Raw genomic sequence first — 21,350 nt, 5'->3', positions numbered from 1 at the left:
CGGTCACGGCGTGTCGTCGTACTCCAGGTCCAGGGGCAGTTCGCTGCGCCGGCTGATGCCCAGCTTGCGGTAGATCTTGGTCAGGTGCTGCTCGACGGTGCTGGTGGTGACGTACAGCCGCGCCGCGATCTCCCGGTTGGTGTGGCCGAACGCGGCGAGCCCGGCCACCCGCTGCTCGGGTCCGGTGAGCTGCCCGGCCCGGAGCGCGCCCGTACCGGCGGGGTGCTTGGCGGGCAGGCCGGTGCGGCCCGGCAGGACGCGCTCGCACAGCGCCTGCGCCCCGCAGTCGGCGGCCAGTTGCCAGGCCCGGTGCGCCAGCATCCCCGCCCGGCTGCCCTCCCCGGTCAGCTGCAGGGCGCCGGCCAGGTCGGCCAGGGCGCGGGCGTGCTCGAGGCGGTCGCCGCAGCGCCGCAGCTCCTCCAGGGCGCGGGCCAGCAGCCGGGGCCGCTCGGCGGCGGGTGCCAGGGCGGCGCGCAGCCGCAGGCCGGTGCCGTGCGGCCGGGCGTCGCGCCCGGTGGGCCGGGCCGCCTGGTCGGCGATCAGGCGTGCGGCGCGGGCGTGCTCGCCCAGGTGCAGCAGGGCGGCGGCGGCGTCGGTGCGCCAGGGGAGGTGGCGCGGGTGGTCCAGGGCCCAGCGCCCGGCCAGCCGGCCGGCGTCCAGGAACTCCGCGAGGGCGGCGGCGGGCTGCTGGGTGGCCAGGTAGTAGTGGCCGCGGGCGCGCAGCACCTCCAGCGCGTGGACGCTGTCGAACAGGGCGTCGGGCACGGGCAGTTCGAGGCGGCGGGCCGCCTCGTCGTAGTGGCCCGCGGCCGTGCAGGCGGTGATCTCGACGGCCACCAGGGCGGGCAGCAGGAGCCCGCCGCGGTCCTCCACGGCGGCGGTGGCCGCGGCGGCCGCCTGGCGGGCGCCGCGCAGGTCGCCCAGGCGCAGCAGGGCCTGGGCGTGCAGCAGGCCCAGGGCGGCGAACCAGCCGGGCGTGCGGTGGCGGTCCGCCTCGGCCTGCAGTTTCTGGCACCACACGACGGCCCGCTCGCCGTGGCCTGCGTGGACGAGGGTGCGGATCTCGCGCAGGACGAGGTCGAAGGTGGCGTGGGTGAGCGGGGTGTCCTTCAGGACGCGTTCGACGGCCGTCTCGTCCTGGCCCGCGGGGGCGGCCGGCCACAGGGCGGCGGTGGCCGCGCGCAGTTCGGCGCGCACCCCCCCGGGCGGGCCCGGGACGGCGGAGGCGGCGGGGGCGGCGGAGGCGGGGGCGGCGGCGGGGGGTGGGGTGAGCAGGCCGCGCAGCGGGTCCTCGCCCCGCTCGCCCGCCGCGCGCCGGCGCGCGGCGTGTTCCAGGGCCGCCCCGGCCTGCTCGATGCGGCCCTGGGTGAGCAGGATCCGGCCCAGCAGGGCGGCCGGTGCGCAGCCCAACTCGCCGCGGGCCAGCGCCCGCAGGGGTTCGGTGAGCAGCTCCTCGGCCTGGGCGGGGTCGGTGCGGCGCACGAGGGCGGCGAGCTGCAGCGTGAGGGGCCAGAGCCGGGGGCCGGGCGGGCTCAGGCGCACCGCCAGGCGCAGGCAGTCGACGGCCAGGGCGCCGTCGTCCTCAAGCAGCGCCTGGCGGGCGGCCTCCGCCAGGACCGGCGGCGCCCAGTGGCCTGCCCCGGGCGGCTCCGGGGCGGGCGCGGGCGCCGGGGGGTGGCCGGGGGGGTGGGCCAGCAGCAGGCGGCGGGCGGTGGCCGCCGCCCCGGCCCCGCCCGCGTGCAGCGCCCGCGCGGCCCGCACGTACAGGGCGGCCAGGTCGCCGGGGGCCGCCGCGGCCAGGACCGAGGCCGCGACGGCCGGATGCCGCAGCCGCCAGCCCGCCACCAGCCCCACGGCGTCCAGGACGTCGCGGGCGTGCGCGGCCGTGCGCGCGGTGATGCCGGCCACCGCGGCGACGCGTTCGGCGCTCGCGTCCTGCCCAAGCACCGCGAGGGCCTCGGCGAGTTGGCGGGCCGGTGCGCCGCTGCGCCGCAGGCAGGCGGTGACCGCCTGCAGGAACGGCCCGTCCGGGGCCGGCCGCGGCCCCGGTCCGGTCCCCGGCGGCGGCTGCTCCTCGCGCAGGGCCCTGCACAGCAGCGGATTGCCGCCGGTGAGGTCGTACAGGCGGGCGGGGGGCAGGTCGCGGGCCGTGCCGTCGTCCGGCCGGGCGGCCCGGGCGGCGGCGCCGGGGCTCAGGCGGCCCACCCGGATCCGGCGGAAGGCCTCGTGGCGCAGGAAGGGGGCGCCGGGTGCGGGCGCGTGCGGCGGGCGCACGCCGAGGACCTGGCCCAGGGCGAGCAGCACCGGCACGTCTGCAAGGCTCCGGCTCAGGTGCGCCAGGTGGCCCAGGGAGTGGGGGTCGCAGTCCTGCAGGTCGTCCACGCACACCACGACGGGCGCCCGCGCGGCCAGGGCGCCCAGCGCCGCGGCCCATTCCTGCGGGGAGCAGGCGGAGGTCACCGGGTGCGGCAGGGCGCCGGCCGGCAGGGCGTGCAGGAGACGGCGCAGGACGCCGCCGGCCGGGGCGTCCAAGGGCGGGGCGTCCAAGGGCGGGGCGTCCAAGGGCGGTGGGGCGGCCGGGCCCGCCTCGCAGTGCAGGACGTACGCGCCGTGGCCGGCGGCGTGCCGGGCCAGGCGGCGCAGCAGCCGGGTGGTGCCGCAGCCGGCCGCGCCCTCGACGAGCACGACCGCCGTATCCCCGGCGGTGCAGCGCTGCCACGCCCCCCGCAGCCGGTCCCACTCCGCCTCACGTTCGAGAAACAGCATCCCGCCTCCCCCACCTGTGGTGTCAGTTTCGGGGGGCCGGGGCGTTCCTGGGCGCCCGGGCGGCGGTCACAAGCTGCGCGGCAGCAACTTCCCGGCCAGCCGCGCACAGGACGTACGGGGCGAGCGGGGCGGGCGGGGCGGGTCAGTCGGGGGCCATGGGCAGGACGGCGGTGGCGCTGAGGCCGCCGGAGGCCGCCGGGGCCAGGCTGAGCCGGCCGCCGGAGGCGGTGAGCAGGGACGCGGCGATGGACAGGCCCAGGCCGGTGCCCATCCGGCCGGCCGCGGTGGCGCCGCGCCAGAAGGGGCTGCGGGCGCGGGCGATCTCCTCGCCCGTCATGCCCGGCCCCTCGTCGGTGACCGCGACGTGCACGCGGCGCTCGGTGACGTGCACGGTGCAGGTGACGGTGGTGCCGGGCGGGCCGGCCTGCAGCGCGTTGTCGAGCAGGACGTCCAGGGTGTGTTCCAGGGCGCCGTGCACCTGCAGGGCGGTGGCGGCGGTGCCGCCCAGGTCCAGGCCCACGCCCCGGGCGTCGGCGAGCACGCTCCACGCCTCCAGGCGGGCGGCGGCCACGTCCAGGGCCTCGACCGGCTCGGGGGCGGGGTCGGGGTGGCGGGCCGCGCCCCAGGCCAGGATCTGGCTCAGCAGGGCGGCCAGGCGCTCCACCTCCCCCAGTACGGCGGGCAGTTCGGCGATGTCGGGCCGCTGGTCCTGCAGCATCTGCAGGCGCAGCCGGATCGAGGCCAGCGGGCCGCGGACCTGGTGGGCGGCGGCCGAGGCGAGGTCGTAGGCGACGGCGGTCACCGGCGGTGCCCCGCACCGCGTGCCGCCGCCCGGGCCGCGGCGGGCGGGATGGGCGGGGCGGGCCAGGGGCCGGGCAGGCGCCCGTGCGGGCCGGGCCGGGCGGGCTGTGGGGCGCAGGCCCCGCGCACTGCGTCGTCGTCGACGGCCCCTACGTTCATCGCGCTCACGCCCCTCAGGAGGAATCCGTACGTGGCACCGACAGGCCTGCGCGGTCCGCGCCCGGGCGTGCTGAGCGCCGCCGTCCCGCCGGCCGCAGGAGCGGGCCGCGGTGCTGCCGGGTGTCTGCGTGGCACCGGGCGGCCTGCCGCGGCCGCTGGTCAAGGCTCCGGCCGGGGGAACCGGGGTGGTGGTGCCCGGGTCGGGTGCTGCTGTCAGCATCGGCGGTTCTCTGCCAGCGCAGGTGCACGGCTGTGTCAGGTGCGGTGCACCGGTGCGGCAACTCTGCGCAGCGCCGCAGGGGCCCGGCGCCCCGGGGAAGGGCCCGGACCCGGGCCCGTAATTGAACGTTCTCTGCGGGCGCTTGAGGATTCTCTGTACGTGCGATGACCGGGAGCTGGCACGGTGTTTCCTACGGTGGCCGACGTCCCGTAACCGTCTTTGAGGTCCGTTTCGCTTGGGAGGCGATCCATGGTCCAGGCGTCGGCCGATGTGCTCAGTGCCCGCCCGTTACCGGGCCGGGAGGCGCTCCTGCCCGCTCTCGTCCCCGAGACGGGCGCCGCCGGAGCGCCCGCCCCCCGCTGGCGCGTCCTGATCGTGGACGCGTGTGCCGAGGACGCCCAGCCGCTGGCCGATGCCCTGCGTCGGCACGGGCACCACGTCGAGCAGGCGCGCGACGGCGGGGCCGCGCTCGAGGCCTGCGGCGCGCTGGACGTCGATGTGGCGCTGCTCGATCTCGACCTGCCCGACGTCGACGGCCTGCAGGTGTGCCGGCGGCTGCGGGCCTCGGGGCGCACCGCGGTCCTCGCGCTGACCGCCCGCGGCGGCGAACTGGACGTGGTCCTTGGCCTGCAGGCCGGCGCCGACGACTACCTGGTCAAGCCCTGCGGGCTGCGCGAGCTGCTGGCCCGGATGGAGGCGGTGATGCGCCGCATGCGGCCCCGCCCGCTCTCCCCCGTCCTGTCGATCGGGGCGCTGCGCATCGACGCGGCGCTGCGGGAGGTGCGCCTGGGCGGGCGCAGCATCGCCGTGACCCGCAAGGAGTTCGACCTGCTGCACCTGCTGGCCACCCAGCCCGAGACGGTCGTCACGCGCGATGAGCTGATGCGGGAGGTGTGGGCGGGCTCCTGGTCCCGGCGCACCGTCGACACCCATGTGAGCAGCCTGCGCGCCAAGCTCGGCTCGCGCGACTGGATCGTCACGGTGCACGGGGTGGGCTTCCGTATCGGCCAGGGCTGAATCGGCCGGGGCTGCATCGGCCAGGGCTGCATCGGCCAGGGCTGCATCGGCCGGGGCTGCATCGGTCAGGGCTGAGGGCCGGTCTCCGCACCCTGGGCTCACCGCTTCTTGCGGGAGTTCATGTACCAGGCGGCGGCGACGGCGAGGACGACGAGCACGATGAGGATCTTCATGGTCTTCAGCTCCCCTCGATCGCCCGGGACATGCCTGCCGCGCCCCCCCGAGACCCGCATGGGGTGTTTTGTCCCCGGCGGCCAGGGCACCCGGGGCTCCGCGTGGGCGGGGCGCCCGGGCACCGGGCTTCCGGTGGTGGGGCGCGCCGCTCGCGCGGAGGGTAGGGACAGGCACCAGAAAGGCGGCGGCAGATGCAGGACACTCCCGGGAAGCAGGGCCCGCAGGACCCCACCACCAAAGGGCCGCGGCCGCCGTTTCCCCAGCAGGAGCAGGAGCCGCCGGGCTGGAGCGGCCCCCTGGACCCGCCGCCCGACCACGGCGAGGACTCCTACCGCGGCTCCGGGCTGCTGCGCGAGCGGGTCGCGGTGCTCACCGGCGGTGATTCCGGCATCGGGCGGGCGGTGGCCATCGCGCTGGCCCGGGAGGGCGCGGACGTCCTGTTCACCCATCTGCCCGCCGAGGCCGGGGAGGCGCGGGAGACCGCCCGCTGGGTGGCGGAGGCCGGGCGCCGGGCGATCCCGGTGCCCTGCGACATCCGGGAGGAGGAGCAGTGCCGCGCGCTCGTGGAGCGGGCGGTGGCCGAGTTCGGGCGGATCGACCTGCTGGTCAACAACGCCGCCTACCAGATGTCCCAGCCCAAGGGCATCCAGGACATCTCCACCGAGCAGTTCGACCGGGTGATGCGCACCAACCTGTACGGCATGTTCTGGCTGTGCAAGATGGCGGTGCCGCACATGCCGCGCGGCGGTTCGATCATCAACACCACGTCGGTGCAGGCCTACAAGCCCAGTCCGCACCTGCTGGACTACGCCATGACCAAGGGCGCCATCGTGACCTTCACCCAGGGGCTGGCGCAGATGCTGGTGGAGAGCGGGATCCGCGTCAACGCGGTCGCGCCGGGCCCGGTGTGGACGCCGCTGATCCCCGCGACGCTGCCGGACACCGCGGAGTTCGGCGCGCAGTCGCCGATGGGCCGGCCCGCGCAGCCCGCGGAGATGGCGCCGTCCTATGTCTTCCTCGCCTCGGAGCACGCCAGTTTCATCACGGCCGGGATCGTGAACGCCACGGGCGGCACCCCGCTGCCCTGAGCGCGCGGCGGGCCGGGCGGCTGCTCACCGGCCGGGCGGCTGCTCACCGGCCGGGCGGCTGCCACTCGATCATGAGGATGGTGGCGTCGTCCCGCAGCCGGTCGGTCTGCGCGTCCAGGATCGAGTGGATGAGCCGGCGCAGGGTCTCCGCCGCCACCTCCCCGGCGCTGGAGGCGCGGGTGACGAAGTCGGCGAACCGCTCCAGGCCGAACTCCGTGCCGTCCGGGAGCCGTGCCTCGGTCATGCCGTCGGTGTAGAGCAGGACGCGGTCGCCGGGTTCCAGGACCGTCTCGTGCACCTGGCGCTCCCCGCTGCGGAAGTCGGCGGAGAAGCCCATGGGCGGGTCGGGTTCGCCTTCCAGCGCGCCCTCGACGAGCCGGTTGCCGCGGATCAGCAGCGGCGGCGGGTGGCCGCAGTTGCTCCAGCGCAGCGCCCCGCTGGTGAGATCGAGGCGGGTGAGCACGCCCGTGCAGAACTGGTCGGGCAGCCACTCCCCCAGCGCCGTGTCCACCTCGTCCATGAGTTCGGGCAGGTCCGCGCCGGTGCGCCGGCCGTTGCGGCAGGCGGCCAGGGCGACCGCCGTGGTGAGGCCGGAGAGCAGGTTGTGGCCCATCGCGTCGACGATGGTGGCGTGCAGGTCCGTCCGGGTGAGGCAGTGGTCGAAGGCGTCGCCGCCGATCTCGTAGGCGGGCTCGAGCACGGCGGTGGAGACCACATGGGCGTTGCCGATGGTGCGCGGCGGCAGGAAGGCCCGCAGCATCTCCGCCGGCAGGCGCATGGGTTCGGCCCGGGTGCGCTGGACGAGGTTGTCCTTGTACGCGCGCTTGGAAGTGATCATCATCGCGAGCAGGGCGGCCAGCGCTCTGCCGCGGCGCAGCAGGGTGGCGTCCAGGAAGGGGGCGTGGACGGCGACCACGCCCAGGCGTTCGGCGCCGTCCAGCAGGGGCAGCCAGGCGGTCATGCCTCCGATGGGGGATTCCTCCACGCGCAGGGAGAGGGTGCGGTAGGCCCAGCCGGCCAGCGAGCCGTCCATGGCCGGCCCCGTGCCCTCCTCATCGCTGAGCGGGACGAGCCGGAGCTGCTGGAGGTCGGCGAGGTAGACGACCGCCTGGGGCACGCCCAGGGCCGTCGCGCACCGGGCGACGGCGGTGGCCAGGTCCAGCACGGCGCTGTCGGGGTCCGCGAGGAACTCCTCGAGTCCGCTGGGCGGCTGCGCTGACGGCACCTCTTCATCCCTTCCGCGGCGGGGCGGGGCGACACGTGCAGTCTCACACCGCCCCGCCGGGTCCGCGCGGGCGCCGGGGGCCCTCCGCCCGGGGGGGGGCGTGCCCGTGTCGCCGATCGGGCGCGGGTGGTCCACGGTGATCAGTACGAGTTGTCCTGCCCTGCGCGGGTACCTGCACCCCAGCCCCGGACACCCGCCGGCACGGGCCGGCAATCTTCCGGGGCCCGGCGGTCGAGAGGAGACATCGATGAGTGAGCAGGTACCGGCGTCCCCCGGCGCGGACGGCAGCACGCCGGTCCCCCGGGACCCGCCCGACCAGCAGGCCGACGGCGGGGCGGACCCCTGGGAGCCGCAGGAGAACACCGGGGGCGACGGCGCCGGGAGCGACGACGTGCCCGACACCGACGAGGCCGGCACCGGCCGGCGCGGCACCGCCGGCGCCGCGCCGGAGGCGGACAGCCCCTCTCCGGCGCCGGCTCCGGAGGAGCCCTCGGGGTGAGGCCGGCGAGCCCGGCCGGCCGGGCCGGTCTTCGGCCCGGCGTGACGACGCGATGGAAAGGAACGACGGTGAGCGGTGCGGGAGAACCCTCGGCGCAGGTCACGGTGGAACTGAGCGGTGCGGCGGACGACGCGGGCGGCGTCTTTACCGTGCTGGGGGCGGCGTTCGCCTCCGACCGGGACGCCGGTGCGGCGCCGCGGCCCGGCCCGGCCGACGGGCCGACCGTCTGGAGCGGCGTCTTCGACACCGCCCGTCCGGCGGGCGGCGGGCCGGGCGCGGCGCCGTCGCTGAGCGGCCCGGTGACCGCCACCGTGCAGGGCGGCTATGTGGCGGTCGACCGGCTGGTCACGGTGCTCTCGGCGGCCTTCACCGTCGCCGAGGAGGGCTCCGCCTCGGGCGACCAGGAAAAGGATGTGACGCTGCGCCTGGAGAGCCGCTGACGTCAAGGGTGCGGGCCCGGCCGGTGCGCCGGGCCCGCGCCCGCGCCCGCGCCCGCGGCGGGGGCGGGGGCGGGGGCGGTTTTCAGGACCGGTGGTCGCCCGGGATGCGCTCCAGCAGGCCGCGCAGGTCGTCGGCGTGCTCCTCCTCCTGGGCCAGGAGTTCCTCGAAGACCCGGCGGGTGGTGGGGTCGCCCTCCCCCAGCCACTGGGCGATCTCGGTGTAGACGGCCACGGCGACGCGTTCGGCGACCAGGTCCTCCTTGATCATCTCGATCAGGTCGGTGCTGGCGTCGTACTCCGCGTGGGAGCGGGAGGTGAGCGTGTCGGGGTTGAAGTCGGGCTCGCCGCCCAGCTGCACGATCCGCTGCGCCAGCTTGTCGGCGTGCTCCTGCTCCTCCTGGGCGTGCTCCAGGAACTCCGCGGCCACCGGCTCGGAGTAGAGGCCGGAGGCGGTGTAGTAGTGCCGCTTGTAGCGCAGCGTGCAGACGATCTCCGTGGCGAGGGCCTCGTTGAGCACGCCCAGGACGCGCTCCAGGTCCGCCCCGTAGGCGTCGGTGACCGGGCCCTTCTCGATCTGCTGGCGGGCCCGCTCGCGGATGGTCTTGATGTCGGTCAGGAACTCGGCCATGACAACTGCTCTCTGCTCGGTGCACGGGACAGCGGGCGGACCGTCCGGCGCCCGCCGACCTTGAACGTACCCATTTCGCCACATTCATCCCATGGGGGTGTTCCGGCGCGCGGCGCGGGCGGGCGGGCCCTGCGGCGGGGCGGGACGTCCGGCACGGGCCCTGGCCGCCCGTCAGTGGCCCATCAGTGGCCCGTCAGTGGCCCATCGCCGCGCCGCCGTCCACCGGCAGGACGGCGCCGGTGATGTACCCGGCCTGGGGCGAGGCGAGGAAGGCGATGGCGGCGGCGGTCTCCTCGGGGGCGGCCAGGCGGCCCAGCGGGATCTGGGCCAGCATGCCCGCGCGCTGCTCGTCGCTGAGGGTCTTGAGCATGTCGGTGTCGGTGAGGCCGGGCATGACGACGTTGAAGGTGATGCCGCGGGAGCCGAGTTCGCGGGCCATGGAGCGGGCGAAGCCGACCCCCCGGCTCCCGCCCGGCGCCGGGCACGTGATGCCGCGGCCGGGGGCGGTCAGGGGGGTGCGGTCAGGGGGTGCGCAGGAAGGCCTGCACGCCGCGGGAGACGCCGTCGTCGCCCAGCAGGTCGTTGTGGGCCAGGCAGCCGGCCGCGTGGTTGGCCGCCCCCGTCAGTGCCACGCTGGTGTCGGGGTTGATGACCTCGTCGCAGTTCGACCACCACGTCGCGTAGGCCACCGGGCCCGGGGTCTCGTCGCCCGCGGCGAGCCGGTCGGCGACGTAGGAGCCCGGGGTCATGTCCCGGCAGGCCTGCGACCACGCGGCGCAGGCCCAGGCGGTCGTGGTGCCGTGGTTGGGCCCGGCCAGGGAGGCCCAGTGGGCGACGGCGGGCGCGCCGCCGCCGTACTTCACGTACCAGCGGGTGACGAGGCTGCCGAAGGAGTGCGCCACCAAATCGACGCGGTCGGCGCCGGTGCGGGCGCGCACCTGCTCGACGTAGGCGGCCAGTTGGCCCGCGAGGACCTCGTTGACGGAGCGGCTGGTGTCGTAGCCCCAGGAGAAGAGCTCGCTCTCGTCGTATCCGGCGGCGGTGAGGTCCTGGCGCAGGGAGCCCCAGACGCCGGGGTCGGCGTTGTAGCCGTGCACGAGGATGACCGGCCGGTGCGCGGCGGCGGCCGGGTCCGGTGCGGCCGCGGCGGGCGCCGCGAGCGCCAGGACGGCGAGCGCGCACAGGCAGGCCGCCGGGCGGGCCGCGCGGCGGGCCGTCCTGCGGGCCCTGGTGAGCATCGGCATGGGGCCTCCTCGGGGCGGACACGGCGGTGCGCCGTCACCCGCGGGTGGCCGGGCGCAGGGGTGATTGTGGGGGCGGGTGCCGCAGATGAGAAGGGGCCGGGGCCGGTGTGGCAGAGCCGGTGTCATGTCCCCGGCCGGGCGGGCGTCGCCTGGCCGGGGTATGACACCGGCTCTCAGCCGGGGCCGGTCAGTGCGGTCGCGCAGCGGGCGCAGTAGCGGGCGTCGCGGTCGGTGGCCAGGCGGCCGCAGTGCGGGCAGACCCGCTCCAGCAGGCAGACCGGTTCGCCGGCGCGGTCGGGGCCGGTGGCCCCGGGGCGGCGGTGGGCGGTGGTCCAGGTCAGTCCCCGCTCCCCCGCGCGCAGGGTGTGCGGGGTGTGCGCGGGCAGCCAGGCCAGGGCGCCCGGGGCGAGGGCCAGCACCGCATCGGGCAGGCGGAGTTCGCCGTCGCCGGCCAGCACGGTGAGCAGCGTCCCGCAGGCGGTCGCGGTGGGCTCGCCGAGGTCCGCGCCGGGGGCCAGGCGCACGACGGAGGCATCCAGGTCGCGCCCGGCGCCGGCCGCCAGCGACCACACGAGGCTGATCTGCCCGGGCCGGCCGGCCAGGGTCTGCTCCGGAGCGGCGAACACGGGGGCGGCGGGCGCCGGGGCGGCGGATTCCGGGGCGGCAGGCACCGGGGCAGCAGGCGCCAGGTCGGCGGACCCCCGGGCAGCGGGCTCCGGGGCAGTACGCGCCGGAGCGGCGGGCACCGGACCGGCAGACTCCGGGGCACCAGACATCGGACCCGCGGACACCGGAGCCGCGAACTCCGGGGCACCAGGCACCAGGTCGGCAGGCCCCCGGGCAGCAGACACCGGGGCAGTACGCACCGGACCGGCAGACTCCGGGGCACCAGACACCGGACCGGCAGACACCGGACCCACGGACACCGGGGCCGCGGGCTCCGGGGCCGCGGGCTCCGGGGCCGCGGGCTCCGGGGCACCAAACACCGGACCGGCAGACACCGGAGCCGCGGACTCCGGGGCAGCGGACACCAGGTCGGCAGGCCCCCGGGCAGCAGACGCCGGGGCAGTACGCGCCGGAGCGGCGGGCGCCGGGGCGGCGGATTCCGGGGCGGCAGGCGCCGGACCGGGGTGGGTCTGGTCGGGGGTGGCCGGGTCGTTCACGGAGGGGGCTCCTCGGCGGGCGCGGGGCGGGGCAAGGGTCCTCGTCCAGTGTGCGCCGGGCCGGGAGGACCGGGGCGGCGGGCCGGGCAGGCCGGGGCGGCGGGCCGGGAGGACCGGGGCTGCGGGGCGGGGCGGGCGGTGGTCGGCGCGGAAGCCGCCAATCCGGTCAAAGGCGCCCGGACCAGGCCCGAGTGAGCCTCAAGCCGCCCCTGCTGGACTGCGGCTGGCACCGCACGGCCAGAGGCTGCCGCGCGCCTCCTCAAGGGGGCGCGGCGGACCGGCGGGTGCCCCGTTCTCATCCCCGTACTTGACTTATTTAGGAGGGCCACCATGGTCACCCGACGCCGTCTGCTCGGCACCGGACTCGCCGCCGCGGGCGTAGGGCTCACCGGGGCGTCATTCACTCCCCTGCTCGCCGTGGACGACGCCAAGGCCAGCCCGTCCACAGCGGCCACCCCCGAGGTGTTCGCCGTTGCCATGCCCAGAATGCCGGTGCTCAGACCCACCTTCCGCACCCTGACCACCGATCACTACGACGTCACCATGCGCCCGGCCCGCAAGGAGATCCTGCCGGGCATCCAGACCGACCTGCTGACCTACGACGGGAACTTCCCCGGCGCGACCATCAAGGCGCGCTCCGGCCGCCAGGTGGTCGTGCGCCAGCACAACGCTCTGGACGTGGCCACCTCGGTCCACCTGCACGGCGCCTCGGTGACCCAGACCAACGACGGTGACCCGATGGACACCCTCGCCCCGGGCGGCGAGCGTCTTTACACCTATCCCAACAAGCAGCCGCACGCCTCGCTCTGGTACCACGACCACGCCCACCACCGGGAGGCGGAGAACGTCTACCGCGGGATGCACGGCAGCTACCTGCTCACCGACAGCATCGAGGACCGGCTGCCGCTGCCCAAGGGCGAGTACGACGTGGAGATCGGCATCCGCGACGCGAACTTCGACGCGGCGGGCCAGCTCGTCTACATCATGGACGACCTGCAGCGCACCACGCTGCTGACCAACGGCGTGCCCTACCCCTACTTCAAGGTCGCCGCCCGCAAGTACCGGCTGCGCTTTGCGAACATGGCCAACCAGCGCTTCCTGGGCCTGCAGCTGGCGGACGGCAGCGACATCATCCAGATCGGCTCGGACGGCGGGCTGCTGCCGCGCCCGCACACCACCAAGTCGTTCGTGCTCACCCCGGGCGAGCGCGCCGACGTCGTCATCGACTTCTCCCGCTACGCGGTGGGCGACACGGTGGTGCTGGAGAACAACGTCATCTTCAACGGCACCGCGGAGCAGGTCGGGCGGGTGATGCGCTTCGACGTGGTGCGCACCGCCGAGGACCCCAGTTCCGTGCCCGAGGTGCTGCGTGCGCTGCCGCCGCTGCCCACGCCCACCAACGAGCGCGCCATCGAGATGCACATGGAGGAGGGCGTCGAGCACCCCAAGGCGTTCCTGGACGGCAAGGTCTACGACGGCTCGCGGGTGGACTCCAGCATCCGCTTCGGCGCCAGTGAGGTCTGGTCGATCACCAACACCAACACCCGGGTGCCGCACAACTTCCACATGCACCTGGTGCAGTTCCGGGTGATCGAGCGCGGCGGGAAGCCGCCGGCGCCCGGGGAGTCGGGGCTCAAGGACACGGTGATGGTCCTGGCGGGCGAGACGGTCAAGGTCCAGGCGACCTTCGACACCTACCGGGGCTCCTACCCCTACCACTGCCACATGCTCGACCACTCGGCCATGGGCATGATGGCCACCATGAAGATCAGCTGATCCCCTCCCGCCGCGGGGCCCCGGGCCGGGGCCCCGCGGCGGGTCCGGCGCCGGGCGCTGGCCGAACTAGCCGAACTGGCCGACCCGGTAGTCCCCGGCGGGCTGTTCGACCAGGACGTTCAGGCGGTTGAAGGCGTTGATGACGGCGATGATGGACAGCAGCGCGGCCAGCTGGTCCTCGTCGTAGTGCTTGGCGGCATCCGCCCAGGCCGCGTCGCTGACGCCGCCCGCCGCGTCGGCGATGCGGGTGCCCTGCTCGGTCAGCTCCAGCGCGGCGCGCTCGGCGTCGGTGAAGACGGTGGCCTCCCGCCAGGCCGCGACCAGGTGGAGGCGGACCGCGTTCTCCCCGGCGTGCGTGGCCTCCTTGGTGTGCATGTCCACGCAGAAGCCGCAGCCGTTGATCTGGCTGGCGCGCAGCCGCACCAGTTCCGCGGTCGCCGCCGGCAGTGACGTGCCCGCGGCCACCTTGCCCGCCGAGGCCAGGTGCTTCAGGAACCTGGCCGAGACCGGGTTGTCGAAGAGGTTCAAGCGAGCGTCCATGTCGGGCTCCTCTGCCGTGCTGGTGGTTACACAGTTCAGACGACATAGCCCGGCAAGATGTGACAGCACCCCATGTGACCTGCCTTGTCCGGCTCCCGGCCGGTGCGGGTCAGCCGGTGGTCCAGGGGCGCAGCTTCTCGGGGTTGCGCACCGCCCACAGGTGCTTGATCCGCTCGCCGGCGAAGTCGAAGGCAAGGACCGAGACGGTGACGCCGTCCTGCTGGACGATCAGACCGGGCTCGCCGTTGACGGTGCGCTCCAGGATGCGCAGGCCGGGCACCTTGCCGGTGATGGTGACCAGGTAGCGGGCGATCTGGTCGCCGCCTCCGGTGGGGGGCGCGGCGTTGACCAGGCCGCCGCCGTCGGCCAGGCCGGTGGCGTCGGGGTCGAGCAGGCCGATCAGGGCGGCGATGTCCTTGGCCTCCCAGGCCTGCTTGAAGTTCCGGACGATGTCGGCGCGCTGGGCGGTGGCGGTGGCCGGGGCCTGCTGGGCGCTGCGGATGCGGCGGCGGGCGGAGGAGGCCAGCTGGCGGCAGGCGGCCGGGCTGCGGCCGACGCTTTCGGCCACTTCGGCGAAGGAGTAGCGAAAGACGTCGTGGAGGATGAACGCGACGCGTTCGGCCGGGGTCATCGAGTCCAGGACGACCAGGAAGGCCATGTTGACCGACTCGTCCAGGGTGATGCGGTCGGCCGGGTCGGCGGCGGTGCCGGTGCGGGCGCCGGCCCACTCGGAGTGGGCGGGCAGCGGCTCGGGGATCCACTCGCCCACGTAGCGTTCGCGCCGGGCGCGGGCGGAGCCCAGCAGGTCCAGGCAGATGCGGCTGGCCACCGTCGTCAGCCAGCCGCCGGGCGAGGTGACGGCCTCGCGCTGGGCGGGGGCCATGGCGTACCAGCGGGCGTAGGCCTCCTGGACGACGTCCTCGGCGTCGGCCAGGGAGCCGAGGAACCGGTACGCGAGGTTGATCAGCTGACGCCGCTCGCTCAGGACCGCGCTCAGGCCCGCCTGCAGCTGGTCGTCTTCCGGCTCGGTCTGCGTCCTCATCGCTCGGGTGCTCCCTTTGCTCCCTTGGCCGAAACTGCTGTCATCGGTACGACGAGACAGCCCCCGCGAATGTGAGGCCGGCCTGCCCGCTTCGTGGCGCTGTGTTCCGGATGGGGCGGGAGGGTGCGTCCCCTTCTGTCGGGATTCCAGCGCTCTCCTAGGCGTATCCCATAGTCATGTGGCATGAGCAAACACAAAGCCATCGTGGAGCGGTACCGCGACGGGGTCCTCAGCGGCGACCACGAGCTGGTCCTGTCCCTGGTGACCGACGACGTCGTGTGGGAGAGCCTGGGCCAGACCCGGGTGCAGGGCAAGGAGGCCCTGCGGGGCATCGTGGAGAACAAGGAGGGCCAGGCCGCCAAGGACGTCGTGCGGCGGCCGGACATCACCGTGGACCGGCTGATCGAGGAGGGGGACACGGTGGTCGCCACCGGCCGCGCCGCCCTCGCCCTGCCCAACGGCGCGAAGGCGGAGTTCCTCTTCTGCGACGTGTTCACCTTCGCCGGGGAGGCGATCAGCCACCTGGAGAGCTACAAGGTCCCCCTGGGCGGGCCGCCGCCGCGCGGCTAGAGCGGCTCGAGCCGGGTGCGCACGGTCCCGGGGCGGTGGCGGGGCCGTGCGCGTGGCCGGAAAGCGCGTCCGCGCGGGCGCAGGGGTTCAGCCGGCCGTCCAGGGGCGCAGCTTCTCGGGGTTGCGCACCGCCCAGATGTGCGTGATCCGGTCGCCGACGAAGTCGAAGGCCAGGACCGAGACGGTGACGCCGTCCTGCTGGGCCACCAGGCCGGGCTGGCCGTTGACGGTGCGCTCCAGGAGGGTGAGGTCCGGGGCCCGGCCTGCGACGTCGGCGAAGACGCGGGCGATCTGCTCGCCGCCGGTGACGGGCTGCAGCTGGGCGCTGACCAGGCCGCCGCCGTCGGCGATGGTGGTGGCGTCGGGGTCGAGCAGGCCGATCAGGGCGTCGATGTCCTTGGCCTCCCAGGCCTGCTTGAAGTCCCGTACCACGTCGGCGCGCTGGGCGGTGGCGGGGGCCGGGGCCTGCTGGGCGTGGGTGCGGCGGCGGGCGGAGGAGGCCAGCTGGCGGCAGGCCGCCGGGCTGCGGCCGACGATCTCGGCGATCTCGGCGAAGGAGTAGTGGAAGACGTCGTGGAGGATGAACGCGACGCGTTCGGCCGGGGTCATCGAGTCCAGGACGACCAGGAAGGCCATGTTGACCGACTCGTCCAGGGTGATGCGGTCGGCCGGGTCGCCGGCGGCGCCGGGGGGCCCGCCGGGCCACTCCATGCGGTCGGGCAGCGGCTCGGGGATCCACTCCCCCACGTAGCGTTCGCGCCGGGCGCGGGCCGAGCCCAGCAGGTCCAGGCAGATGCGGCTGGCGACCCGGGTCAGCCAGCCGCCGGGCGAGGCGACGGCGTCCCGGCGCTGTTCGGACATGGCATACCAGCGGGTGTAGGTCTCCTGGACGACGTCCTCGGCGTCGGCCAGGGAGCCGAGGAACCGGTAGGCGAGGTTGATCAGTTGGCGCCGCTCGCTCAGGACGGCGCTCAGTGCGGGGTCGAGCCGGCTGTCCTGCGGCTCCCGGTGCATGCTCATGGTGTCGCCAACTCCCTTGGCCGCGCCCTGGCTTGAGCAGTTCGATGAGGCATCGCACTGAAGGTGGCGCTCGTCACCTCACATTACAACGGGCTGTGTCGTCGTACTGCTGGAGATCGAATTCCCGCCGGACCCCTCCCCCGGTCGTCCGGATCGGTAATCCCCGCTCTCCCGCCCCGGCTTCGGGCTGTGAAGTCGCTTGTCACCTGTCAGGAGAATTGCCGTGCACCTCACTTCGATCCGCGGGTCACCAGCAGGCGTTCGGACGCGGCCTTTGCGAGCGGCGGCACCGCGGTGCGCGGGCGGGCCGGGCCGGTGGGCCGCCGGCGGCTGAAAAGGCCGCGAAGGCCCCGGTTCGCAGGGGTGCCGGCCGGGCCGCCGAGGCCGGCGGCGCCCCGCGGACCGGGCCGCGGACCGGGTCCGTGTGCCGGCCACCGGTCGCCGTCCCGGGCGTTTTTCTCTTTCTTTACCGACTTTTACCACCGGGTGTCCGGCTCTCCCCGAAGGGAGCGGCCGGATCCCGCGGCACCACCCGATAGACACGCAAAGGAAAAGGAAACAGTTGTGGAACCTGTGAACGTTGCAATCATCTACTACAGCGCCACCGGCAACGTGCACACCCTGGCCCAGGCCGTGGCCGAGGGCGCGGAGAAGTCGGGCGCGAACGTGCGGCTGCGCAGGGTCGCCGAGACCGCCCCGCAGGCGGCGATCAGCGCCAACCCGGCCTGGGTGGCGCACCGGGAGGCCACCGCCGGCCTCGACGAGGCCACCCACGACGACCTGGCCTGGGCCGATGCGGTGCTGTTCGGCACGCCCAGCCGGTTCGGGAATCCCGCCAGCCAGCTGCGGGCGTTCATCGACACCACCGGGCCGCTCTGGTTCGCCGGGAAGATCGCGGGCAAGGTGTTCTCCGCGTTCACCGCCAGCAACACCGCCCACGGCGGGCAGGAGTCGACGATCCTGGCGCTGTCCAACACCTTCTACCACTGGGGCGGCATCATCGTGCCGCCCGGCTACACCGACCCCATCCAGTTCCAGTCCGGCAACCCGTATGGCACCTCGCACGTGGCCGGGGACGGCGCGCCGGGCGAGGTCGCCCTGCAGGCCGCCCGCCACCAGGCCCGGCGCGTGGTGGACACCGCCGCCGCCCTCAAGGCCGGCCGCGCCGCCGTGTGAACGGGCGCGGCGCGGTGCGCGCCGCCGCATGCGGATGAGGGGCCGCCGGCCGGACGGGCCGGCGGCCCCTCATGCCTGACGGGGCGTCAGTGTGCCGTGTTTCGGTGGCGGTTCAGGGCTGGAGGCGGGTGGGCTGCCAGCCGGTGGGGGTGCGGTCGTAGCGCAGGCGTTCGTGGAGGCGGTCGGTGCCGTTGGCCCAGAACTCCACGCTGTCGGGGCGCAGGCGGTAGCCGACGAAGGCTTGGGGGCAGGGCAGCGGGCGCTTGAGGGCGGCCAGTTCGGCGGCCCGGGTGCGCAGTTCCTCGACATGGGCGAGGTCGCGCAGGGGTTCGCTCTGGGCGGCGACGCTGGACATGGGGTGGGTGAAGATCGCGCGGGCCGCCCAGAGGGCTTGGGACTCGGCGCGGGTGAGCTGTTCGACGGGGCCGGCCAGGGTGATCTGCTGGCTGGTCTCGCGCCAGTACAGCACGCCCGAGGCGTACGGGTTGGCGGCCAGTTCGCGGCCCTTCTGGCTGCCGGTGTGGGTGATGAAGAGCAGGCCGGCGGCGGTGATCTGGTTGACGGCCACGATGCGGGAGGAGGGCCGGCCGCGGGGGTCGGCGGTGGCCAGGGCCAGCGCGCGGGGCTCGCGCACGCCCTGCTCGGTCGCCGTCTGGAGCCAGGCGGCCAGCAGCTGCATCGGTTCGGCGGGCGGGGTGCGGAACTGGGGGAAGTCCACGTCCAGGGTGCCCGTCAGCGTCTCCGAGCGCCGCGGCGCGGCGCCGGTGGGCGCGCCCGGCGCGGCCGGTGTCCCGTTGTGCTGGGCCAGGTCAGACATGGTGGTTGCGTCCTTCGCTTCGTGCCGGTGCCGGGGGCGTGCGGGCGGGCGGGGGCCGGGCCGGCGCTCGGGGGAGGGCGCCGGCCCGGTGCGGGGGGGGCGGGTCAGGCCGGGTCGGGGGTGCGGGCCGGGGCGAGGAGTCCGGCCAGGGTGGTGCCCACGATGCGGGGGCCCTCGCGGGTGAGGACGGATTCGGGGTGGAACTGCAGGGAGGCGAAGCCCGGCCCGCGCAGGGCGTGGACCTCTCCGGTGGCCGGGTCCCGGCTGACCTGGACCCGCTCGCCCTCGGGCAGGCCCGGCACGCCGCGGGGGCGGACGTCCTCCGCGTGGCTGAGCAGGGCGAAGGTGTTGTAGTAGCCGACGTGTTCGGGGGCGCCGAACAGGTCGATCTCCTTCTGCACGCCCTGGTTGGGCACGTCCCTGCGGCGCAGCGGCAGGCCGAGCTGGAGGCCCAGGACCTGGTGGCTGAGGCAGACCGCCAAAAACGGCCGCTGTTCGCGCAGCAGGGTGGCCACGGCGGTGTGCAGGTGGCGCATCTTGGGGTGGGCCACCTCCTGGGGGTCGCCGGGGCCCGGCCCCATGACGATGAGGTCGTGGCCCTCGAAGGTGTAGTCCTGGTCGTAGCGGCGCAGGGTGACCTCCAGGCCCAGGGAGCGCAGCTGCTGGTCGATCATCGAGGTGAAGGTGTCCTCGGCGTCGACCACCAGGACCCGGCGGCCGGCCAGTTCGGGTCGGGCGGCGGTGCGGGCCCGGGTGTCGGAGAGCCAGAAGCCGGCGATGGTGTCGTTGCGGCCCTCCAGGGCGCGGCGCACCCGGGGGTGGTCGGCGAAGCGTTCGGTGGTGTCGCCGTTGAGGGCGGCGACCAGGCCGGCGGCCTTGGCGCGGGTCTCGGCGGCCTCGGAGGCCGGGTCGGAGTGGCGCACGATGGTGGCGCCGACGCCGATGGCCAGGCGGCCCTGGTGGGTGATGTCGGCGGTGCGGATGAGGATCGCGGAGTCCATCGCCCGCTCGCCGTGCTCGTCGCGGCCGATCAGGGCGGCGGCGCCGCTGTAGTAGCCGCGGCCGCCGGGTTCGTACTGGTGGATGATGCGGCAGGCGCTCTCCAGGGGGCTGCCGGTGACGGTGGGGGCGAACATCGTCTCGCGCAGGATGTCGCGCACGTCGCGGTCGGTGCGGCCCTCGATGAAGTACTCGGTGTGGGCGACGCGGGCCATTTCCTTGAGGTAGGGGCCCACCACCTGGCCGCCGCCGTCGCAGATGCGGGCCATCATCTTGAGTTCCTCGTCGAGCACCATGTACAGCTCGTCGGTCTCCTTGCGGTCGCCGAGGAACTCCAGGACGCCCTCCAGCGTGGAGCCGGCCGGCGGGTAGCGGTAGGTGCCGCTGATGGGGTTCATCACGGCGGTGCCGCGCTGCAGGCTGACGTGGCGTTCGGGGGAGGCGCCGACCAGGACGCGGCTGCCGGTGTGGATCAGGAAGGTCCAGTGGGCGCCGCTCTCGCGTTCCAGGAGGCGGCGGAAGAGGGCCGGGGCGCTGGCGGGGCCGTAGTCGGTGATGTCGGCGACGAAGGTGCGCTTGATGACGAAGTTGGCGCCCTCCCCCGTGCCGATCATCTCCTTGGCGATGCGGCGTACGACGTCTTGGTAGGCGGCGTCGTCCACGTCGAAGTCGCCGCCGGAGAGCGGGGTCGGCACGTCGGGGATGCGGGCCAGCGCTTCGGCCAGGGGCAGTTGCTGCTGGCCGGTGACGGTCATCGCCACCAGCGGGGTGCCGTCGTCGGCGCAGGCGAAGCCCCGCTCGCTCAGCTGCCGGTAGGGCATGACGACCAGGACCTCGTGGCGGGCGCCGGCGTTCGCAGGGCCCGGGTCGGGCAGCGGGATGTCGGCGAGGGTGGCGGGCAGGGACACCGCGCCGGTCAGGACCTCCACCGCGTCCGGCCCGGTCGTGGTGGGCCGGTGCAGCAGCGCGAAGGCCGGGGCCTGCCCGCTCAGGGCCTGGTGCAGGAGGTCGCCCGCCGGGTGGGGGGCGGGACGCGGCGGCATCGGTGTCATGTGAACAGCCCCTTGACGGTGGTGACCTGGGCGCAGCGCTCGGCGGCGTAGGTGAGGGCCGAGCGGTGGTAGTCCTGGGAGAAGTCGGCCGTGGCGTCGGCGACGAAGAACGGCTGGATGTCGTGGGTGAAGGCGTCGACGGCGGTGGCCAGCACCCCGACGTGGGCGTAGATGCCGCACAGGATGAGCTGGTCGCGGCCCGCGGCGCGCATCCGCTGGAGCAGGTCGGTCTTGAAGAAGGCGCTGTAGCGCCACTTGGTGAGCAGCCAGTCCTGCTCGGTGGGGGCGAGCGCGTCGACGACCTGGCGGTCCTCGGGGGCGGGGCGCATGCCCGGGCCCCAGAAGTCCTTGAGCAGCCCGCGCTGTGCGTCGCTCATGCCGCCGGGCTGGGCGGTGTAGGCGACCGGGATGCCGAGGCCGGCGCACCGGTCGCGCAGCTGGGCCGCGTTGTCGACGAGGTCCTGGCGCAGGCCGGCGGGGAAGGGCTTGAGGAAGTACCGCTGCATGTCATGGACAAGGAGGACCGCCCGGTCGGCGTCGGCGGTCCAGGACACGGCGGCCGCGGGCAGGTCGCCCTCGGCGGGCAGGGGGTAGGGGCTGATGGGGGGTATGCCGGTCATGGTTCCAGTCCTCGGCTTGGTGCGTGGCTGCGGGTGTGCGGGCGGGACATGGGGGGCGCTCAGGCGGGCCAGGCGGAGACGGTGGTCAGGGCCTGGGCGGGGTTGAGGCGGGGGTCGCAGCACGAGGTGTAGCGCTCGCCCACGGTGTGCAGGCCGGCTTCGGTGGCGGCGCATTCGGTGACGTCGTCGGGGGTGGTCTCCAGGTGCAGTCCGCCGGCCACGCCGCCGGCGGCGCGGACGGCCTCGACGAAGCCGGTGATCTCGCGGGAGACGGTGTCCACCAGGCGGGTCTTGTAGCCGCCGGGGGCGGTGAC

At 75.1% G+C, this 21,350-nt stretch carries 21 protein-coding genes and 1 pseudogene; 7 read left to right on the top strand and 15 right to left on the bottom strand.

The features are described 5' to 3' along the window. Window positions 1–3: 3 nt before the first annotated feature. Together ABZ953_RS37010 and ABZ953_RS37005 are read right to left on the bottom strand one after the other, a co-directional pair. Complete coding sequence (locus ABZ953_RS37010) at window positions 4–2,766, bottom strand: AAA family ATPase (protein ID WP_361733497.1); 2,763 nt, start codon at window positions 2,764–2,766, stop codon at window positions 4–6. A gap of 142 nt (window positions 2,767–2,908) precedes the next feature. Beyond that, window positions 2,909–3,568, bottom strand: a complete 660-nt coding sequence (locus tag ABZ953_RS37005) for a HAMP domain-containing sensor histidine kinase (protein ID WP_361733495.1) — start codon at window positions 3,566–3,568, stop codon at window positions 2,909–2,911. A 627-nt stretch (window positions 3,569–4,195) separates the two neighbouring features. Here ABZ953_RS37005 and ABZ953_RS37000 point away from each other — a divergent pair. Then, complete coding sequence (locus ABZ953_RS37000; protein ID WP_361733493.1) at window positions 4,196–4,963, top strand: response regulator transcription factor; 768 nt, start codon at window positions 4,196–4,198, stop codon at window positions 4,961–4,963. Window positions 4,964–5,061: 98 nt separating this feature from the next. On the opposite strand, the gene ABZ953_RS36995 is transcribed toward ABZ953_RS37000, so the two are convergent. Continuing rightward, entirely contained in the window at window positions 5,062–5,196 is a 135-nt protein-coding gene (locus ABZ953_RS36995) for a hypothetical protein (protein WP_361733491.1), read from the bottom strand. 132 nt (window positions 5,197–5,328) lie between these two features. On the opposite strand from ABZ953_RS36995, the gene ABZ953_RS36990 reads away from it, so the two are divergent. Further along, window positions 5,329–6,225 (top strand): SDR family oxidoreductase, encoded by an 897-nt coding sequence (locus tag ABZ953_RS36990; protein WP_361733489.1) that lies wholly within the window; start codon window positions 5,329–5,331, stop codon window positions 6,223–6,225. A 43-nt stretch (window positions 6,226–6,268) separates the two neighbouring features. Here the strand turns inward: ABZ953_RS36990 and ABZ953_RS36985 are convergent, their stop codons facing one another. Next, a complete protein-coding gene (locus ABZ953_RS36985) occupies window positions 6,269–7,450 on the bottom strand; it encodes a PP2C family protein-serine/threonine phosphatase (protein WP_361733487.1) in 1,182 nt (393 codons plus the stop codon). A 247-nt stretch (window positions 7,451–7,697) separates the two neighbouring features. Here ABZ953_RS36985 and ABZ953_RS36980 point away from each other — a divergent pair, with 247 nt between their 5' ends. Together ABZ953_RS36980 and ABZ953_RS36975 are read left to right on the top strand one after the other, a co-directional pair. Continuing rightward, window positions 7,698–7,949, top strand: a complete 252-nt coding sequence (locus tag ABZ953_RS36980; protein ID WP_361733485.1) for a hypothetical protein — start codon at window positions 7,698–7,700, stop codon at window positions 7,947–7,949. Window positions 7,950–8,017: 68 nt separating this feature from the next. Beyond that, window positions 8,018–8,389, top strand: a complete 372-nt coding sequence (locus tag ABZ953_RS36975) for a hypothetical protein (RefSeq protein WP_361733483.1) — start codon at window positions 8,018–8,020, stop codon at window positions 8,387–8,389. Between the two features lie 82 nt (window positions 8,390–8,471). On the opposite strand, the gene ABZ953_RS36970 is transcribed toward ABZ953_RS36975, so the two are convergent. The 4 genes and pseudogenes from ABZ953_RS36970 to ABZ953_RS36955 form a co-directional block, all read right to left on the bottom strand. After that, window positions 8,472–9,017: a ferritin-like domain-containing protein gene (locus ABZ953_RS36970; protein WP_361733482.1), complete on the bottom strand. Its 546-nt coding sequence runs from the start codon at window positions 9,015–9,017 to the stop codon at window positions 8,472–8,474. Between the two features lie 193 nt (window positions 9,018–9,210). Then, window positions 9,211–9,474: pseudogene (locus tag ABZ953_RS36965) on the bottom strand (SDR family oxidoreductase); the annotation flags it as partial. A 64-nt stretch (window positions 9,475–9,538) separates the two neighbouring features. Beyond that, window positions 9,539–10,261, bottom strand: coding sequence for a triacylglycerol lipase (locus ABZ953_RS36960; protein ID WP_361733480.1), 723 nt, complete (start codon window positions 10,259–10,261; stop codon window positions 9,539–9,541). Window positions 10,262–10,434: 173 nt separating this feature from the next. Beyond that, the gene (locus ABZ953_RS36955; protein ID WP_361733478.1) at window positions 10,435–10,932 is read right to left on the bottom strand and encodes a hypothetical protein; all 498 of its coding nucleotides are present in this window, start codon (window positions 10,930–10,932) and stop codon (window positions 10,435–10,437) included. Between the two features lie 822 nt (window positions 10,933–11,754). Between ABZ953_RS36955 and ABZ953_RS36950 the strand changes: the two genes are divergently transcribed. Beyond that, a complete protein-coding gene (locus ABZ953_RS36950; RefSeq protein WP_361733476.1) occupies window positions 11,755–13,200 on the top strand; it encodes a multicopper oxidase domain-containing protein in 1,446 nt (481 codons plus the stop codon). Between the two features lie 66 nt (window positions 13,201–13,266). Here the strand turns inward: ABZ953_RS36950 and ABZ953_RS36945 are convergent, their stop codons facing one another. Next, window positions 13,267–13,740 carry a carboxymuconolactone decarboxylase family protein gene (locus ABZ953_RS36945; protein ID WP_361733475.1) on the bottom strand — a complete coding sequence of 158 codons (474 nt, stop codon included), beginning with the start codon at window positions 13,738–13,740 and terminating at the stop codon, window positions 13,267–13,269. A gap of 109 nt (window positions 13,741–13,849) precedes the next feature. Then, window positions 13,850–14,782, bottom strand: coding sequence for an RNA polymerase sigma factor SigJ (sigJ, locus tag ABZ953_RS36940; RefSeq protein WP_361733473.1), 933 nt, complete (start codon window positions 14,780–14,782; stop codon window positions 13,850–13,852). 183 nt (window positions 14,783–14,965) lie between these two features. On the opposite strand from sigJ (ABZ953_RS36940), the gene ABZ953_RS36935 reads away from it, so the two are divergent. Further along, window positions 14,966–15,352, top strand: coding sequence for a nuclear transport factor 2 family protein (locus tag ABZ953_RS36935; protein WP_361733471.1), 387 nt, complete (start codon window positions 14,966–14,968; stop codon window positions 15,350–15,352). A gap of 87 nt (window positions 15,353–15,439) precedes the next feature. Here ABZ953_RS36935 and sigJ (ABZ953_RS36930) read toward each other — a convergent pair whose 3' ends face one another. Beyond that, the gene (gene sigJ, locus ABZ953_RS36930; protein WP_361733469.1) at window positions 15,440–16,372 is read right to left on the bottom strand and encodes an RNA polymerase sigma factor SigJ; all 933 of its coding nucleotides are present in this window, start codon (window positions 16,370–16,372) and stop codon (window positions 15,440–15,442) included. Window positions 16,373–16,936: 564 nt separating this feature from the next. On the opposite strand from sigJ (ABZ953_RS36930), the gene wrbA reads away from it, so the two are divergent. Further along, window positions 16,937–17,548 carry an NAD(P)H:quinone oxidoreductase gene (gene wrbA, locus ABZ953_RS36925; RefSeq protein WP_361733467.1) on the top strand — a complete coding sequence of 204 codons (612 nt, stop codon included), beginning with the start codon at window positions 16,937–16,939 and terminating at the stop codon, window positions 17,546–17,548. A 112-nt stretch (window positions 17,549–17,660) separates the two neighbouring features. Here wrbA and phzG read toward each other — a convergent pair whose 3' ends face one another. The 4 genes from phzG to ABZ953_RS36905 all read right to left on the bottom strand — a co-directional run. After that, window positions 17,661–18,365, bottom strand: a complete 705-nt coding sequence (gene phzG, locus ABZ953_RS36920; protein WP_361733465.1) for a phenazine biosynthesis FMN-dependent oxidase PhzG — start codon at window positions 18,363–18,365, stop codon at window positions 17,661–17,663. Between the two features lie 104 nt (window positions 18,366–18,469). After that, on the bottom strand, window positions 18,470–20,416 hold the full coding sequence (locus ABZ953_RS36915) for an anthranilate synthase family protein (RefSeq protein WP_361733464.1): 1,947 nt from the start codon (window positions 20,414–20,416) through the stop codon (window positions 18,470–18,472). Then, on the bottom strand, window positions 20,413–21,036 hold the full coding sequence (locus ABZ953_RS36910) for an isochorismatase family protein (protein ID WP_361733462.1): 624 nt from the start codon (window positions 21,034–21,036) through the stop codon (window positions 20,413–20,415). Before ABZ953_RS36910 ends, ABZ953_RS36915 begins: the two co-directional genes overlap by 4 nt. A gap of 59 nt (window positions 21,037–21,095) precedes the next feature. After that, window positions 21,096–21,350: 3-deoxy-7-phosphoheptulonate synthase (locus ABZ953_RS36905; protein WP_361733461.1), on the bottom strand; the 255-nt coding region annotated here is incomplete at its 5' end.

The sequence above is a fragment of the Streptomyces sp. NPDC046465 genome, from assembly GCF_040646035.1.
GTDB lineage: Bacteria > Actinomycetota > Actinomycetes > Streptomycetales > Streptomycetaceae > Streptomyces.
The sequence above is the reverse complement of the archived record's forward strand: the minus strand, read 5'-3'. Positions and strand labels throughout refer to the sequence as shown.

What these genes read in the sequence shown, in the direction of transcription:
- ABZ953_RS36990 (WP_361733489.1), top strand. Translation starts at nt 5,329, where the DNA reads ATGCAGGACACTCCCGGGAAGCAGGGCCCGCAGGACCCCACCACCAAA.
- ABZ953_RS36980 (WP_361733485.1), top strand. Translation starts at nt 7,698, where the DNA reads ATGAGTGAGCAGGTACCGGCGTCCCCCGGCGCGGACGGCAGCACGCCG.
- ABZ953_RS37000 (WP_361733493.1), top strand. Translation starts at nt 4,196, where the DNA reads ATGGTCCAGGCGTCGGCCGATGTGCTCAGTGCCCGCCCGTTACCGGGC.
- ABZ953_RS36935 (WP_361733471.1), top strand. Translation starts at nt 14,966, where the DNA reads ATGAGCAAACACAAAGCCATCGTGGAGCGGTACCGCGACGGGGTCCTC.
- ABZ953_RS36910 (WP_361733462.1), bottom strand. Translation starts at nt 21,036, where the DNA reads ATGACCGGCATACCCCCCATCAGCCCCTACCCCCTGCCCGCCGAGGGC.
- ABZ953_RS36970 (WP_361733482.1), bottom strand. Translation starts at nt 9,017, where the DNA reads ATGGCCGAGTTCCTGACCGACATCAAGACCATCCGCGAGCGGGCCCGC.
- ABZ953_RS36995 (WP_361733491.1), bottom strand. Translation starts at nt 5,196, where the DNA reads ATGCGGGTCTCGGGGGGGCGCGGCAGGCATGTCCCGGGCGATCGAGGG.
- sigJ (WP_361733469.1), bottom strand. Translation starts at nt 16,372, where the DNA reads ATGAGCATGCACCGGGAGCCGCAGGACAGCCGGCTCGACCCCGCACTG.
- phzG (WP_361733465.1), bottom strand. Translation starts at nt 18,365, where the DNA reads ATGTCTGACCTGGCCCAGCACAACGGGACACCGGCCGCGCCGGGCGCG.
- ABZ953_RS37010 (WP_361733497.1), bottom strand. Translation starts at nt 2,766, where the DNA reads ATGCTGTTTCTCGAACGTGAGGCGGAGTGGGACCGGCTGCGGGGGGCG.
- ABZ953_RS36945 (WP_361733475.1), bottom strand. Translation starts at nt 13,740, where the DNA reads ATGGACGCTCGCTTGAACCTCTTCGACAACCCGGTCTCGGCCAGGTTC.
- ABZ953_RS36950 (WP_361733476.1), top strand. Translation starts at nt 11,755, where the DNA reads ATGGTCACCCGACGCCGTCTGCTCGGCACCGGACTCGCCGCCGCGGGC.
- sigJ (WP_361733473.1), bottom strand. Translation starts at nt 14,782, where the DNA reads ATGAGGACGCAGACCGAGCCGGAAGACGACCAGCTGCAGGCGGGCCTG.
- ABZ953_RS36915 (WP_361733464.1), bottom strand. Translation starts at nt 20,416, where the DNA reads ATGACACCGATGCCGCCGCGTCCCGCCCCCCACCCGGCGGGCGACCTC.
- ABZ953_RS36960 (WP_361733480.1), bottom strand. Translation starts at nt 10,261, where the DNA reads ATGCCGATGCTCACCAGGGCCCGCAGGACGGCCCGCCGCGCGGCCCGC.